Below are 13685 nucleotides of genomic sequence, written 5' to 3'. Positions count from 1 at the left end.
CGACAAGCATGCGATCGCTGTTGAGGGGGAGTAATGGCGGATACACAACAATCGGCTTTGCCAGATCGTGAGGGTCCCGAGGGTATCGGCGGATGGCTTGTCCTGCCGATGCTCGGGTTGATGCTCACGCCGATACTGGGGTTGGTACAACTGCACAATACCGACTATCTCGGCATGTTACAGAACTGGCAGGCCTTCAGTTTGTCCCAAGGTGTGCGGATTCTTGCCGAATTGTTGATATTCGGCATACTAAACCTATCGGCCCCGGCCCTATTATTGTTCTTCATGTTCAAGCGCTGGCAGATATTCCCCGGCTGGTACATGATTTGGGCATTCGCGATGCCGGTATATGCCGTTCTCGATCCATGGGCTGTGCATCTGGCTTTTTCCACCGCCGTTCCAGAATTGGCCGACGCGTACGACGCAGACACCGTGGGCGGAATTTCGCGCTCGATATGGGCCGCAGTCATCTGGGTTCCGTACATGATGCGGTCGGAACGTGTGGCCAACACCTTTGTGAACGAATGACATCCAAGAGCACGAAAGCAGTCAAGAAGGTCGAAATGACAAAACTCGTTTCCAAATGGAATTACCCGACGACCGTCCGCTTCGGCGCCGGACGCATCAAGGAGCTGCCGGAGGTGCTGGCGGCGACCGGCATCAAGCGGCCGCTGTTCGTCACCGATCCGGGACTGGCCAGGCTGCCGGTGGTGGCCTCGACGCTGAAGATCCTCGACGACGCCAAGGTGCCGTATGGCGTGTTTTCCGAGGTCAAGCCGAACCCGGTGGATTCCAACCTGACCGCCGGCATTGCCGTGTTCAAGAAGGGCAAGCATGACGGCGTCATTGCCTTTGGCGGCGGCTCGGCGCTCGATCTCGGCAAGCTCATCGCCTTCCAGGCCGGGCAGACACGGCCGGTCTGGGATTTCGAGGACGTCGGCGACTGGTGGACACGCGCCGATGCCGATGCGATCGCGCCGATCATCGCCGTGCCGACCACGGCCGGCACCGGCTCGGAGGTCGGTCGCGCCGGCGTCATCACCAATGAGGCGACCCACACCAAAAAGGTTATCTTCCATCCCAAACTCTTGCCGGCGATCGTCATCGCCGATCCGGAGCTGTCGGTCGGCATGCCTGGCTTCATCACCGCCGGCACCGGCATGGATGCGCTCGCTCACTGTCTCGAAGCCTATTGCGCGCCGGGCTATCACCCGATGGCCGACGGCATCGCCGTGGAAGGCATAAGGCTGGTCTTCGAAAACCTGCCGAAAGCCTATGCCAACGGCAAGGATCTGGTCGCCCGCGCCAACATGATGAGCGCCGCCGCCATGGGAGCGGCCGCCTTCCAGAAAGGGCTTGGAGCGATTCATTCGCTGTCGCATCCGATCGGCGCGCTCTACGACACCCACCATGGCATGACCAACGCCGTGTTCATGCCCTACGTGCTGGCCTTCAACCGAGAGGCGATCGAGCCGCGCATAGCCCGGCTCGCCGCCTATTGCGGCATCAAGGGCGGCTTCGACGGTTTTGCCAAGGCTGTTGTCAAGCTGCGCAAGGAGCTCAAGGTGCCGCACGCGCTGCCCGGCCTGATCAAGGGCCTCGACATGGACAAGAAGCGCAAGGGCCTGATTGCCGACATGGCGGTGGTCGACCCGACCGCCGGCGGCAACCCCGTCAAGCTGACCAAGAAGGCGGCGCTGACGCTGCTCGAAAACGCCATCGCCGGCGCCGTCTGAGACAATTTTCGCATCGGAAATCGAGTTAGGAAAAGAGGCAAAGGAAAGGGGGAAAGATGAAAGGCAAGATCGAAACTAGTTAGCCGGAAAAAGAATCGCGAAGCGATTGCTACAGCCGGTTAAAAAGAGTTTACTTTTTCGTACTGCGGGGCATCGCTTTCACAAAGCTTTCATCTGGCTGTCACACGAAAACGATACCGCATCGCAGGCGTCCAACGGCGTCAGTTCAACGGAGAGAACACATGTTCAAATTCACGGGAAAACTGCTTTCCCTTTCGGCCGTCGCCCTGATGGCGACTTCTGCCATCTCGTCGGCCCAGTCCATGGATGAACTGGTCGCCGCAGCCAAGGCTGAAGGCCAGCTCACCACCATCGCGCTGCCCCATGACTGGTGCGGCTACGGCGCGGTCATCGACGGCTTCAAGGCGAAATATCCGGAAATCACCATCAACGAACTCAACCCCGATGCCGGCTCCGGCGACGAGGTCGAGGCGATCAAGGCCAACAAGGACAACAAGGGCCCGCAAGCGCCCGACGTCATCGACGTCGGCCTGAGCTTCGGCCCGACCGCAAAGAAGGATGGCCTGATCCAGGCTTATAAAGTGTCAACCTGGGACTCGATCCCGGACAGCGCCAAGGATGCCGAAGGCTTTTGGACCGGCGACTACTACGGCGTGCTTTCGTTTCTGGTGAACAAGGACCTGGTCAAGGAAGCGCCGGCCGACTGGGCCGACTTGCTGAAGCCGGAATTGGCCAATACCGTGGCGCTCGCCGGTGACCCGCGTGCTTCGAACCAGGCCATCCAGGCAGTCTATGCCGCCGGCCTTTCCGGCGGTGCGGCTGCCGGCGAAGCCGCCGGCACGGCTGGTCTCGACTTCTTCAAGAAGCTCAACGCCGCCGGCAATTTCGTGCCGGTCATCGGCAAGCCCGCGACGCTTGCCCAAGGCCAGACGCCAATCCTGGTGACCTGGGATTATAACGCGCTTGCCGGCCGTGATACGCTGAAGGGCAATCCGCCGGTCGACGTCGTCGTGCCGAAGACCGGTGTCGTCGCCGGCGTCTATGTTCAGGCGATTAGTGCCTACGCGCCGCACCCGAATGCTGCCAAGCTATGGCTGGAATATCTCTATTCCGACGAAGGCCAGATCGGCTGGCTGAAGGGCTATTGTCACCCGATCCGCTTCAACGACCTCGCCAAGAATGGCAAGCTCCCGGCTGACGTGATGGCCAAGCTGCCGCCGGCCGAGTCCTATGCAGCCGCGGTGTTCCCGACGCTCGACGAGCAGGGCAAGGCCAAGGAAGCCATCACCAAGAACTGGGATGCCGTCGTCGGCGCCAACGTCAAGTAAGACTTGAGATCAGCCGGGCGGCTTAGATCGCCGCCCGGCATACCTCCAGGACGGTAGCCGGCGCATGACCGATATCTCGTTGTCCGATCACGCTGTTGCCGGGAAGACCGCGCCTCCTGCCGACGCCCGCAGCATGAGGCTGCCGACGCAATGGCTTGGCGTTGCGCCTTTCTTCATCTTCGCCATCATGTTCCTGATCCTGCCCACGCTCTATCTGATGCTGGGCGCATTCCGGAACGATGCCGGCGAATTCACTTTCGAAAACATAGCGGCCTTGGCGCAGCCGTCGATCGTTGCCGCCTACTGGATCTCAATCAAGGTCAGCCTTGCCTCGTCGCTGATCGGTGCTTTCGCGGGACTTGCCATTGCCATCGCCATCGTGCGCGGCGGGCTGCCGGAGTGGATACGCTCGGCGACACTGACCTTTTCCGGCGTGGCCTCCAATTTTGCCGGCGTGCCGCTGGCCTTCGCCTTTCTCGCGACGCTTGGCCGGCTCGGGCTCGCCACGGTGCTGCTCAACGTCTTGGTCGGCTTCAACATTTATGCCCATGGTTTCAACATCCTGTCGTTCTGGGGCCTGACGCTGACCTATGTCTATTTCCAGATCCCGCTGATGGTGGTGATCATCGTGCCGGCGATCGATGGGCTGAAGAAGGAATGGGGCGAAGCGGCGGCAACGCTTGGCGCGACCCAGGCGCAGTTCTGGCGCATGGTCGTCATTCCGGTGATCTGGCCAAGTTTCCTCGGCACCGTCATCCTCTTGTTCGCCAACGCCTTCGGTGCCATCGCCACCGCTTACGCTCTGACCGGCTCCTCGCTTAACATCGTCCCTATCCTGCTCTACGCGCAGATCCGCGGTGACGTGCTGCACAATGCCCATCTCGGCTACGCCATCGCCTTCGGCATGATCGTCATCACTGGGCTGGCCAATGTCTTCTACATCTGGTTCCGGACGCGCTCTGAGAGGTGGCTCAAATGAAGTCCGGCAGATTCTGGGCCTGGATCGTCTTCGCGCTGGGCGCGGCCTATTTCTTCATTCCGCTGATCGCGACCGTGGAATTCTCCATGCGCATGCGGCGCGGCGCCTATTCCTTCGATGCCTATCAGGTCGTGCTCGGCGATCCCCGCTTCCAGGCGACCTTCATCTATTCGGTGGTCGCCGCCATCTTCACCATTGTCCTTGGCGTGCTGGTGGTGGTGCCGGCGGCGTACTGGATTCGTCTGCGGCTGCCGCAGCTAAGGCCCGTCGTCGAGTTCATCACGCTGTTGCCGCTGGTCATCCCGGCCATCGTTATCGTCTTCGGCTACATCAGAATGTACGGGTCGAATTCACCGCTGCCGTTCCTGGCCAGCGACACAGGAGCCAATGCCTTGCTGGTCATCGGTTATGCGACACTGGCGCTGCCCTATATGTATCGCGCCGTCGACACCGGGCTTCGCACAATCGACGTGCGGACACTGACTGAGGCGGCGCAGATCCTCGGCGCCGGCTGGGGCACGATCATCACTCGGGTCATCCTGCCCAACGTGCTGATCGCGGTGCTGTCGGGCGCCTTCCTGACCTTCGCCATCGTCATTGGTGAATTCACCATGGCCAGCCTGCTCAACCGGCCTGCTTTCGGACCCTATCTGCAGAACGTCGGCGCCAACCGCGCCTACGAGCCGGCGGCGCTTGCCATCATCGCCTTCGCCATCACCTGGGGCTGCATGTCGCTGATCCAGATCCTATCGCGCTTCGCGCCGCGATCGGCGAACCGTCCGAACTGACCCGAAGGAAAAAGCCATGACCGAGCCATTCCTCTCAATCCAGCATGTGCGAAAATCCTTCGGCCCCATCACCGTGGTGCAGGATTTCAACCTCGACGTCGAGCCGGGCGAATTCGTCTCCTTCCTTGGCCCGTCGGGCTGCGGCAAGACGACGGTGCTGCGCATGGTCGCCGGTTTCGAAGAGCCATCCGCCGGCAAGATCGTCGTGGCCGGCAAGGACATCACCCGGCTCAAGCCCAACCAGCGCAATGTCGGCATGGTGTTCCAGGCCTATGCGCTGTTTCCGAACCTCACCGTGGCGCAGAATATCGGCTTCGGGCTGAAGGTCGCCGGTATGCCAAAGGCCGATGCCGACAGGCGCGTTGCCGAGATGCTCGATATCATCAAGCTGCCGCAGATGGGCGACCGCTATCCCTACCAGCTTTCCGGCGGTCAGCAGCAGCGCATCGCGCTGGCGCGGGCGATTGCGCCCAAGCCGAAACTGCTGCTGCTCGACGAGCCGCTGTCGGCGCTCGACGCCAAGGTGCGCGTGTCGCTGCGTGAGGAAATCCGCTCGATCCAGAAGAAGCTCGGCATCACCACCATCTTCGTTACCCACGACCAGGAAGAAGCGCTGTCGATCTCCGACCGCATCGCCGTCATGTATGGCGGCAAGGCCGAGCAGGTCGGCACGCCGTTCGAGATCTACAACCGGCCGGCAACCAAATTCGTCGCCAATTTCGTCGGCACGCTGAACGTGCTCGAAGGCACGGTCACCGACGCCGCTTCGGGCAAGGTGCGCGTCAACTCGCAAGAGGTCTCGCTCAAGGGCAAGCTCAACGGCTCGAAATCCGGCGACACGCTGTCGCTGGCGTTGCGGCCCGAGGCGATCTCGCTCGGCCGACACCCCGGCCGCGATTCCAGCCTTTCGGGCGAAATCGCCGAGGTGCATTTCCTCGGCTCGGTCATCCGGGTTCGCGTCGGCATCGGCGGCAGCACGGTCTCGCTCGACACGTTCAACAGTCCGGCCACACCGCCGCCGGCCGTCGGCGAAAAGGCCGAGATTTCGTTCTCGTCGGGCGACCTGCTGGTGCTGCATTAGGCGCCGAAATTCCTCTGCACGCAGCCATTCACCATTCACGAGCAGCCAAAGCCGTCGTCGTTTTTGCAGTGCCAATCGCCCGGCTTCACCGCTACGATAAGGCATGGCGCTTTTTGAACTCACCCTTGTCCTGCTTCTCATCGCGGTCGCCCTGACCGCGCTGTCGCGGCGCCTGCAGATTCCCTATCCGTCATTGCTGGCGCTGGCCGGCGCCGGCATCGCCTTCCTGCCGTTTGCCCCGACCATCGAGATCGACCCGGAGCTGGCGCTCGCTCTGTTCATCGCGCCGGTTCTGCTCGACGCGGCCTATGACACGTCGCTGCGCGATCTCAACCGCTACAAGGTTTCGCTCATCCTGCTGGCGCTTGGCGCCGTCATCTTCACCACCGTGACGGTCGCGCTGGTCGGCTGGACGATGGCAGGCCTGCCCATTGCCGCGGCCATAGCGCTCGGCGCGATCGTAGCGCCGCCCGATGCGGTGGCGGCGGCGGCCGTGCTCGGACAGTTTAAGGTGCCGCACCGCATCACCGCCATCCTGGAAGGCGAGAGCCTGCTCAACGACGCCACGGCGCTGCTGATCTACAGGATGTCGGTTTCCGCAGCCGCCGGCTCCATCCTGTTGAGCAGTGCCGTTCCAATGATCCTGCTGTCGACGGTCGGCAGCCTTGCCGCAGGCTATGTGCTCGGCCGGTTGTCTCTCGCCATACTCGGCCGCATCGACGACCCGGCGAGCGGCACCGTGGTGCAATTCGCCTCAACCTTCGGCGTCTGGATCCTGGCCGACAGGATAGGGCTTTCCGCCATCATCACGATCGTCGTCTATGCCATGACGATCGCACGTACATCGCCGCGCCGCATGCCGGCAAGGAATCGTGTCAGCTCCTACTCGGTCTGGGAGACGGCGGTGTTCGTGCTCAACGTGCTGGCCTTCGTTCTGATGGGCCTGCAAGCGCGGTCCATCGTCGGCCGACTTGCCGAGCAAGGACAAAGCGAGGCGTTCGTCTTTGCCCTGGCTGTGCTGGCCGTCGTCATCGTATCGCGGCTCGTCTGGGTTCTGGGCTGCGGCGCGATCCTGAGAGCGCTGGCACGTCTGGGCGACGAGGACAGGCGGAAGGACGCACCGACATTCCGCGGCGGCGTGCTCATCGGCTGGTGCGGCATGCGTGGCCTGGTGACGCTTGCGGCAGCCTTCGCCTTGCCGGCCGACTTTTCGGGCCGTGATCCGATCGTGCTCGCCGCTTTCACGGTCGTGCTCGGCACATTGGTGCTGCAAGGCGTCAGCCTGAAACCGTTGCTGCTTCTGCTCAATCTCGACCTCGACCGGACGGTCGACCGGGAGGTGGCGCAGGCGCGCGTCGCCATCATGCAGGCGGCGCTGGACGTGCTCAGCGGCAAGACATCGAGCGCGGCCGGGGCGGTGCGAGAGCAATATGCCGCCCAGCGCGCCATCGCCGAAAACCCGGAGGATGCCCAGGCGGCGACCGAGTATGACAGATTGCGTCTTTACGCCATCAAGAGCCAGCGCGATGCGCTGGAGCGTTTGCGCATCGACGGAACGATCGGCGACGAAGCCTATCACCGCCTTGAGGAAGAAATCGACTGGTCGGAACTGGCAGCATCCCCGCCCGGTCGGTTCCAGCCGCTGACCACTTAGCATCTGGCCCAAGCTCCCTCCGCCCGGCTGCACATTGCAAGGCTGTCAGCGAACGGCTACTGCCAGCAGGAAACTGAGCCGGATAAGCAATGAAGCTGGTCAGCTATAACATCCAGTACGGCTTCGGCAGCGATGGCCGCTACGACCTGGCGCGTTGTGCCAAGGTCGTGGCCGGCGCCGACATCGTCGCCTTGCAGGAGGTGGAACGGCACTGGTTGCGCAGCAACGAGGACGACCAGCCGGAACTTCTTTCGCAATTGCTGCCCGACTATCATTGGGTCTACGGGCCGGCCTTCGACATGGATGCCAGCCACCGGCGTGAAGGCCGCATCGTCAACCGGCGGCGGCAATTCGGCACCATGGTTCTGTCGAAGCTGCCGATCGTCTGGTCGCGGCTGCATACCCTGCCGCTCAGGCGCACGCTGCGGCCGCTCAACACCCGCAATGCCGCACTCGAATGCATGATCCGCACCCCTGCCGGTCCGGTGCGGGTGCTGTCGTTGCATCTGGCGCATATCGCGGCCGAGGAGCGGCTGGAGCAGATCGACTATTTGCTCGCCGAGCATCGCCGCGTGCCGTCCGAGGGCGGCCCATGGAGCGGCGCCGACGACGAGCCGGCGCGCAACTGGAGCAATGGCGAACAGGAGCCAGAAAACCCGGTAGCGGCGATCTGGTTGGGCGACTTCAACATGGAGCCGGATAGCGCCGAGTACCGGCGCATTGTCGGCAGCGCGCCCTATCATCGCGGTGCCGCCTATCTCGACGGTTTTGTCGATGCCGCCGCCGTCGCAATGGAACCGACAGCGGATTTCCACACCCATGTGAAGACTATCGATGGCAGGCTGGCAAAGCGCCGGCTCGACCATTGCTTCGTCGGCGGCATGTTTGCCGGGCGCGTGCGCTCGGTCAGCGCCGATATCGGCCAAATCGCTTCCGACCATTTTCCGCTCTGGGTCGATATCGACCTGGAGACGCCGATCGTCATCGGGACGGGCGGCGGATGAACCGCCGATGAGCCTGTTTGTCTTTTTCGCGGTGCTCGCCGCCGCTTCCATGCATGCGATCTGGAACGCGCTGGTCAAGGTCCATCTCGACCGTTTCCTGTCGATCACACTGATGACGCTCGGCATGGGTGTCGCCGCGCTGGTGACGTTGCCTTTCGTCGAGGTGCCGAAGCCGGAAGTGTGGCCATACATCCTCGCCTCGGTTGTCTTCCACATGGGCTACAGGACGTTCCTGATCGGCGCCTACAAGGCCGGCGATTTCGCCCAGACCTATCCGCTGGCGCGCGGCACCGCGCCATTGCTGGCCGCTTTGGGGGGCGTTGTGGTGGTTGCCGAGATGCCGGCGCCGCTCGCCATTCTCGGCATCCTCTTGTTGTCGGCGGGCACGCTGGTGCTGTCGTTTCGCGGCGGCGCGCATCTGGAGAAATTGAACCTGCGCGCCGTCGGCTTCGCGCTGGGCACATCGATCTTCATCGCCAGCTACACGCTGTCGGACGGCAGCGGCGCGCGGCTGGCCGCCACCGCGTCGAGTTATGCCGCCTGGCTGTTCGTCTGCGATGCGCTGTGGGCGCTGGTGCTATGCGTCGTCTTTCGCGGCCCACAGGCGCTGCCGGTGCTGGCGCGCGACTGGAAGGCCGGAATCTATACCGGCGTGCTCAGCGGCGGCGCCTACTGGATCGTGATGTGGGCGATGACCAAGGCGCCGATCGCCTCGGTGGCGTCGCTGCGCGAAACATCGATCCTGTTCGCCATGATGATCTCGGTGTTCGCGCTCGGCGAGAAGATGACGGCATGGCGAGGTGCCGCGGTGCTTAGCATCGTTGCCGGCGTCGTTGCGCTGAGAATGGGATAGTCACGCGATCTTCAGATCAAACACCATCAGCCCGTCGGTGCCGCCTTCGAGCGCCGCGACCAGTTTTGCGCCGGCTCGCTGATGCGCTTCATGCTCCAGATAGGCATCGCGTGCCGCAGCGTCGCGAAAGTCGATGGTGAAGCCGTGCGTGAAGCCGCAGGCGAAGGGTTCCGGGCTGGTATTGGCGCTGAATTCGACCTTGCCCATGCCGTCGATCACCGCCCGCAACGCTTCGAGATCGGCATGGATTGCCGCGCGCTCGGCGTCGGCGACATCGTTGCGAAATCTGACGAAGACACAGTGCCTGATCATTCTTTGTCCCTCATGCCGCTCGGTTGGTGGAAAACACCGCCGGCGGCAGCGGCTCGCGGCCAAGGATCAGATCCGCGCCTTTTTCGCCAACCATGATCGTCGGGGCATTGGTGTTGGAGGAGGGGATGCGCGGCATCACCGAGGCGTCGCAGACGCGCAGGCCCTCGATACCGCGCAGCTTGAGATCGGGCGTCACCACGCTCATTGCATCGTAGCCCATGCGGCAGGTGCCGACCGGGTGGTGGTCGGTCTTGGAACTGCGGCAGGCGTAGTCGAACAGCTCGTCGCCGCTCTGCAGGTCGGGTCCCGGCAATACCTCGCGCAGCACATAGGGCTGCAGCGCCTTCTGCCGCATGATCTCGCGCGCCAGCCTCAGCCCCTTGATCGACATGTCGCGGTCATAGGGATCGGACCAATAGTTCGGATCGATCAGCGGGCGGTCGGCCGGATCGGCGCTGTTCAGCCGCACCGTGCCGCGCGAGTGCGGACGCAGGAAGGCCGAGTTCAGTGTCACGCCCGGATTGTTCAGCTTCTCGACGCCGGCCTCGATGCCGGAGCCGAGGCCGAGATGCAGCTGGATGTCGGGAGAGGCGGCGGTCGGATCGGCGTACCAGAAGCCGCCGGTCTCGAACAGGCTGGAGGCTACTGGGCCTTTCTTCAGGAGCAGATACTGCAGGCCGGCCCAAGCCGTCCAGTGCAGCTTGGCGTAGTTGTCGTAGGTGTGATCGCCGGTGCATTCGGCGATGACGAACAGGTCGAGATGATCCTGCAGGTTGGAGCCGACGCCGGGCAGATCGTGCACCGGTGTCACGCCGACCGCCTTCAGATGGTCGGCCGGGCCGATGCCCGACTGCATCAGAAGCTTCGGCGAGCCGATAGCGCCGGACGAGACGATCACCTCGCGCTCGGCGCGCAGGATCGTTGGCTGGCCGCTCGGCCTGTCGACGATCTCGACGCCGACGGCGCGGCCCTTGTCGACGACGATGCGTGTCACCAGAACGCCGGTCCTGATGGTGAGATTCTTGCGCTCGCGGATCGGCCTGAGATAGGCGACCGAGGCGGAGGAGCGCTTCGCGTCCTTCTGCGTCAGCTGATAGTAACCGACGCCCTCCTGGGCTACCCCGTTGAAGTCGGGATTGAAGGGGATGCCCATCTCTTGTCCGGCACGGAAATAGGCCTCGCAGATCGGCAATGGTGCAATCGGGTTCGACACGCCGAGCGGGCCCTGGTCGCCGTGAAAATCGTTGGCGTAACGCTGGTTGTTCTCGGCGCGCTTGAAGTAGGGCAACACATCGCGATAGCCCCAGCCGGCAAGGCCTTCTTCCTTCTCCCAGGCGTCGTAGTCGCGGGCGTTGCCGCGCGTGTAGATCTGGGCATTGATCGAAGAGCCGCCACCGATCACCTTGGCCTGCGTGTATCGGAAGACACGGTCCTGCATGTGCTTTTGCGGCACCGTCGACCAGCCCCAGGCGGCGATGCCCTTGGTCATCTTGGCAAAACCGGCCGGCATGTGGATCAGCGGATGCCAGTCCTTGCCGCCGGCTTCGAGCAGCAGCACCTGATGCGACGGACCTTCGCTCAGCCGGTTGGCGAGTACGCAGCCGGCCGGGCCGGCGCCGACGATTATGTAGTCCGTCATGGCGTCACCTGTTCATAGCCTCGGCACCGACAGCGCGCCATCGACATTGATGACCGAGCCGGTCGAAAAGCCGAACTTGCCACCGGCGAGTGCTGCCACGGCGGCACCGATATCTTCGCTCTCGCCCCAGCGCATCGCCGGCACCAGCCCGCCGTCGATCAGCCCGTCATATTTGGCGGTCACACCCGCGGTCATGTCGGTGCGGATGATGCCTGGCCGCACCTCGAACACGGCGATGTTTTCGGTGGCAAGCCGCAGCGCCAGGTTCTTCACCCACATCGAAAGCCCAGCCTTGGAGATGCAGTAATCGGAACGTTCCGGCGAGGCCATGGCGGCGCTGACCGAGGTGATGGTGATGATCGATCTCGCACCATCGCTTGGCAGGCCGAGCATCGCTTTGGCGACGGCCTGGCTGAGGAATACGGTGCCGCGCAGATTGATGCCGAGCACCCGGTCGAAATTTTCGGGCTTGAGCTCGAGCAGATCGCCGCGCAGGACGGCACCGATGCCGGCATTGTTGACCAGGCAGTCGATGCGACCGAAGGCGCTTGTCGCGGCATCGATCAGCGCTGCATGGCCGTCGAGGTCGGCGATGTCGCAACTGACATAGGCGAACTTCGCGCCGCGCCCGGTGATGTCGGCGGCGAGCCCGTCGGCGGCTTCGTCGGCAAGGTCTGAGAGGAGGATGTCGAAGCCTGCGTCGGCCAGCGCCTCGGCGCAGGCAAGGCCGATGCCGCGCGCGCCGCCGGTGACGATCGCTGCCGGGCGGCTCATGTTGCAAGCTCCGTCTTGCGGATATGATCGGCGACGCGCAGCGCCTGCGCGGCGATCGACAGCGCCGGATTGACGGCGGCCGAATTCGGCAGGAAGCCGGCATCGACGACGAACAAATTGCTGTGGTCGAAGGAGCGGCAGAACGGATCCAGCGGCGAGGTCGCTGGATCGTTGCCCATCTTCACCGTGCCGCACTGATGTGAGGGCGTGCGCTTGTCAAACGGCCGCGATAGGACGATCGGATAGCCGCAGGCGCGGAAATTCTCGCGCATCACCTTGGTCAGTCCGTCGAGCAACTGCATGTTGGAGCGCCGCCACTGCATGACGATGTCCTTGCCATCGACCATGATGCGGCTCTCGGCATCGGGCAGGTCCTCGCACATCAAATACCAGTCGACGGCGTGGCCGGCCATGAAATCCAGCGCGAATTTGGGCGCGCGCCTGACATTGGCCTTGAGGATGTTGCCGTCGATCTTGCCTAGAAGCTGGACGTTGCCGAGCGGTTTGCCGCCCTTGCCGTCGGATAGATAATAGTCGTTCAGCATCAGCGTCTTCTGGTAGACGGATTTGTTCCTGCGGCGCGGATCGATCGCCAGCATGGCGCTCGAATTGTGGTTCATGAAGTTGCGGCCGACCTGGTCGGAGCGGTTGGCCAGGCCTTTGCCACCGCCTCTGCCCTGAGGGGTGGGCGAGCGCAGCAGGATGGCGGCGGAATTGACTGCGCCGGCCGATAGGATGACCAGCTTCGGCGCGACTTTCTTCAGCGTACCGTTCTGTCGATAATGGACGGTGATGATCGTCCTCGCATCCGGCGATGCCTCGAGATATTCGACATGGGCGCCGGTCTCGAGCTTGATCTTCTGGTCGGCAAGGGCAGCGGCCAGCGGTCCCGTTTGGGCGTCGACCTTGCCGGGCCCGGTGTTGGGAAACGCGTCCCACGGCGTGCTGCCGTCTTTCAGCCAGGCTTCGATGTCGACGCCGAGCGGCAGCGATGCCGGGTGCAGACCGAGGCTCCTGAGCTCGGCGCGGGCACGCGCGATCGGCGGCTCGTCGGGCACCGGCCCGAAAGGGTAGGGCATCGAGTGGAACGGCTCGGTCGGGTCATCACCCAGCGCACCGCGCACGCGGAAAAGCTGCTCGGCCCTGGAATACCAGGGCTCGAATTCCTCGTAGGAAAACGGCCAGGCCGGCGAGACGCCGCCATAATGCTCCATCTCCGAAAAGTCTTCCCTGCGGTAGCGGATCAGCACCGCGCCGTAGAATTTCGAATTGCCGCCGACATAGTAGTAATTGCCCGGGTTGAACGGCGCTCCGCCGGCCTCAAGCCACATCTCCTTCGGCCGATAGTGACCATCGACGAAGATGGCTCGGGTGTCGCGTGTGTGCGGCGTTGCTGGCAGTGGTTCGCCGCGCTCCAGCATCAGGATCGAGGCGCCACCGCCGGCAAGGCCGGAGGCGATCGTGGCGCCGCCTATGCCGGAGCCGATGATGACGATGTCGGGATTTGTCATGGCCG

Annotated in this window: 13 protein-coding genes; 9 read left to right on the top strand and 4 right to left on the bottom strand. The window is 63.4% G+C overall.

All coding sequences use genetic code 11. The features are described 5' to 3' along the window. The first annotated feature begins 33 nt into the window (after window positions 1–33). From NKK47_RS08700 to NKK47_RS08660, 9 genes are all read left to right on the top strand, one after another. Window positions 34–528, top strand: a complete 495-nt coding sequence (locus NKK47_RS08700; protein WP_352576166.1) for a DUF2569 domain-containing protein — start codon at window positions 34–36, stop codon at window positions 526–528. Between the two features lie 35 nt (window positions 529–563). Next, on the top strand, window positions 564–1736 hold the full coding sequence (locus NKK47_RS08695; RefSeq protein ID WP_352576164.1) for an iron-containing alcohol dehydrogenase: 1173 nt from the start codon (window positions 564–566) through the stop codon (window positions 1734–1736). A gap of 242 nt (window positions 1737–1978) precedes the next feature. Continuing rightward, on the top strand, window positions 1979–3085 hold the full coding sequence (locus NKK47_RS08690) for an ABC transporter substrate-binding protein (RefSeq protein ID WP_352576162.1): 1107 nt from the start codon (window positions 1979–1981) through the stop codon (window positions 3083–3085). Window positions 3086–3149: 64 nt separating this feature from the next. After that, the gene (locus NKK47_RS08685; RefSeq protein ID WP_023675356.1) at window positions 3150–4064 is read left to right on the top strand and encodes an ABC transporter permease; all 915 of its coding nucleotides are present in this window, start codon (window positions 3150–3152) and stop codon (window positions 4062–4064) included. Continuing rightward, window positions 4061–4852 carry an ABC transporter permease gene (locus tag NKK47_RS08680; RefSeq protein WP_352568166.1) on the top strand — a complete coding sequence of 264 codons (792 nt, stop codon included), beginning with the start codon at window positions 4061–4063 and terminating at the stop codon, window positions 4850–4852. Before NKK47_RS08685 ends, NKK47_RS08680 begins: the two co-directional genes overlap by 4 nt. 16 nt (window positions 4853–4868) lie before the next feature. Beyond that, window positions 4869–5933, top strand: coding sequence for an ABC transporter ATP-binding protein (locus NKK47_RS08675; RefSeq protein WP_352576160.1), 1065 nt, complete (start codon window positions 4869–4871; stop codon window positions 5931–5933). A gap of 103 nt (window positions 5934–6036) precedes the next feature. Next, the gene (locus tag NKK47_RS08670) at window positions 6037–7587 is read left to right on the top strand and encodes a cation:proton antiporter (RefSeq protein ID WP_352576158.1); all 1551 of its coding nucleotides are present in this window, start codon (window positions 6037–6039) and stop codon (window positions 7585–7587) included. Window positions 7588–7676: 89 nt separating this feature from the next. Continuing rightward, window positions 7677–8591 (top strand): endonuclease/exonuclease/phosphatase family protein, encoded by a 915-nt coding sequence (locus NKK47_RS08665; protein ID WP_352576156.1) that lies wholly within the window; start codon window positions 7677–7679, stop codon window positions 8589–8591. 7 nt (window positions 8592–8598) lie between these two features. After that, window positions 8599–9444: an EamA family transporter gene (locus NKK47_RS08660; RefSeq protein WP_352576154.1), complete on the top strand. Its 846-nt coding sequence runs from the start codon at window positions 8599–8601 to the stop codon at window positions 9442–9444. Here NKK47_RS08660 and NKK47_RS08655 read toward each other — a convergent pair whose 3' ends face one another. Genes NKK47_RS08655 through NKK47_RS08640 form a run of 4 tightly spaced genes read right to left on the bottom strand, consistent with a single transcriptional unit; the run spans window position 9445 to window position 13680 of the window. Beyond that, window positions 9445–9756 carry a Dabb family protein gene (locus NKK47_RS08655; RefSeq protein WP_352576152.1) on the bottom strand — a complete coding sequence of 104 codons (312 nt, stop codon included), beginning with the start codon at window positions 9754–9756 and terminating at the stop codon, window positions 9445–9447. It abuts the gene before it with no gap. Window positions 9757–9766: 10 nt separating this feature from the next. Further along, the gene (locus NKK47_RS08650; RefSeq protein ID WP_352576150.1) at window positions 9767–11395 is read right to left on the bottom strand and encodes a GMC family oxidoreductase; all 1629 of its coding nucleotides are present in this window, start codon (window positions 11393–11395) and stop codon (window positions 9767–9769) included. A gap of 12 nt (window positions 11396–11407) precedes the next feature. Next, on the bottom strand, window positions 11408–12169 hold the full coding sequence (locus NKK47_RS08645) for a 3-ketoacyl-ACP reductase (protein WP_352576148.1): 762 nt from the start codon (window positions 12167–12169) through the stop codon (window positions 11408–11410). Next, the gene (locus NKK47_RS08640; protein WP_352576146.1) at window positions 12166–13680 is read right to left on the bottom strand and encodes a GMC oxidoreductase; all 1515 of its coding nucleotides are present in this window, start codon (window positions 13678–13680) and stop codon (window positions 12166–12168) included. Before NKK47_RS08640 ends, NKK47_RS08645 begins: the two co-directional genes overlap by 4 nt. Between the last annotated feature and the right edge of the window lie 5 nt (window positions 13681–13685).

Source organism: Mesorhizobium sp. M0019, from assembly GCF_040323975.1.
GTDB lineage: Bacteria > Pseudomonadota > Alphaproteobacteria > Rhizobiales > Rhizobiaceae > Mesorhizobium.
This window is presented reverse-complemented; position numbering and strand designations above follow the sequence as displayed.

What these genes read in the sequence shown, in the direction of transcription:
- NKK47_RS08655 (WP_352576152.1), bottom strand. Translation starts at nt 9,756, where the DNA reads ATGATCAGGCACTGTGTCTTCGTCAGATTTCGCAACGATGTCGCCGAC.
- NKK47_RS08680 (WP_352568166.1), top strand. Translation starts at nt 4,061, where the DNA reads ATGAAGTCCGGCAGATTCTGGGCCTGGATCGTCTTCGCGCTGGGCGCG.
- NKK47_RS08670 (WP_352576158.1), top strand. Translation starts at nt 6,037, where the DNA reads ATGGCGCTTTTTGAACTCACCCTTGTCCTGCTTCTCATCGCGGTCGCC.
- NKK47_RS08695 (WP_352576164.1), top strand. Translation starts at nt 564, where the DNA reads ATGACAAAACTCGTTTCCAAATGGAATTACCCGACGACCGTCCGCTTC.
- NKK47_RS08700 (WP_352576166.1), top strand. Translation starts at nt 34, where the DNA reads ATGGCGGATACACAACAATCGGCTTTGCCAGATCGTGAGGGTCCCGAG.
- NKK47_RS08640 (WP_352576146.1), bottom strand. Translation starts at nt 13,680, where the DNA reads ATGACAAATCCCGACATCGTCATCATCGGCTCCGGCATAGGCGGCGCC.
- NKK47_RS08685 (WP_023675356.1), top strand. Translation starts at nt 3,150, where the DNA reads ATGACCGATATCTCGTTGTCCGATCACGCTGTTGCCGGGAAGACCGCG.
- NKK47_RS08675 (WP_352576160.1), top strand. Translation starts at nt 4,869, where the DNA reads ATGACCGAGCCATTCCTCTCAATCCAGCATGTGCGAAAATCCTTCGGC.
- NKK47_RS08645 (WP_352576148.1), bottom strand. Translation starts at nt 12,169, where the DNA reads ATGAGCCGCCCGGCAGCGATCGTCACCGGCGGCGCGCGCGGCATCGGC.
- NKK47_RS08650 (WP_352576150.1), bottom strand. Translation starts at nt 11,395, where the DNA reads ATGACGGACTACATAATCGTCGGCGCCGGCCCGGCCGGCTGCGTACTC.
- NKK47_RS08690 (WP_352576162.1), top strand. Translation starts at nt 1,979, where the DNA reads ATGTTCAAATTCACGGGAAAACTGCTTTCCCTTTCGGCCGTCGCCCTG.
- NKK47_RS08665 (WP_352576156.1), top strand. Translation starts at nt 7,677, where the DNA reads ATGAAGCTGGTCAGCTATAACATCCAGTACGGCTTCGGCAGCGATGGC.
- NKK47_RS08660 (WP_352576154.1), top strand. Translation starts at nt 8,599, where the DNA reads ATGAGCCTGTTTGTCTTTTTCGCGGTGCTCGCCGCCGCTTCCATGCAT.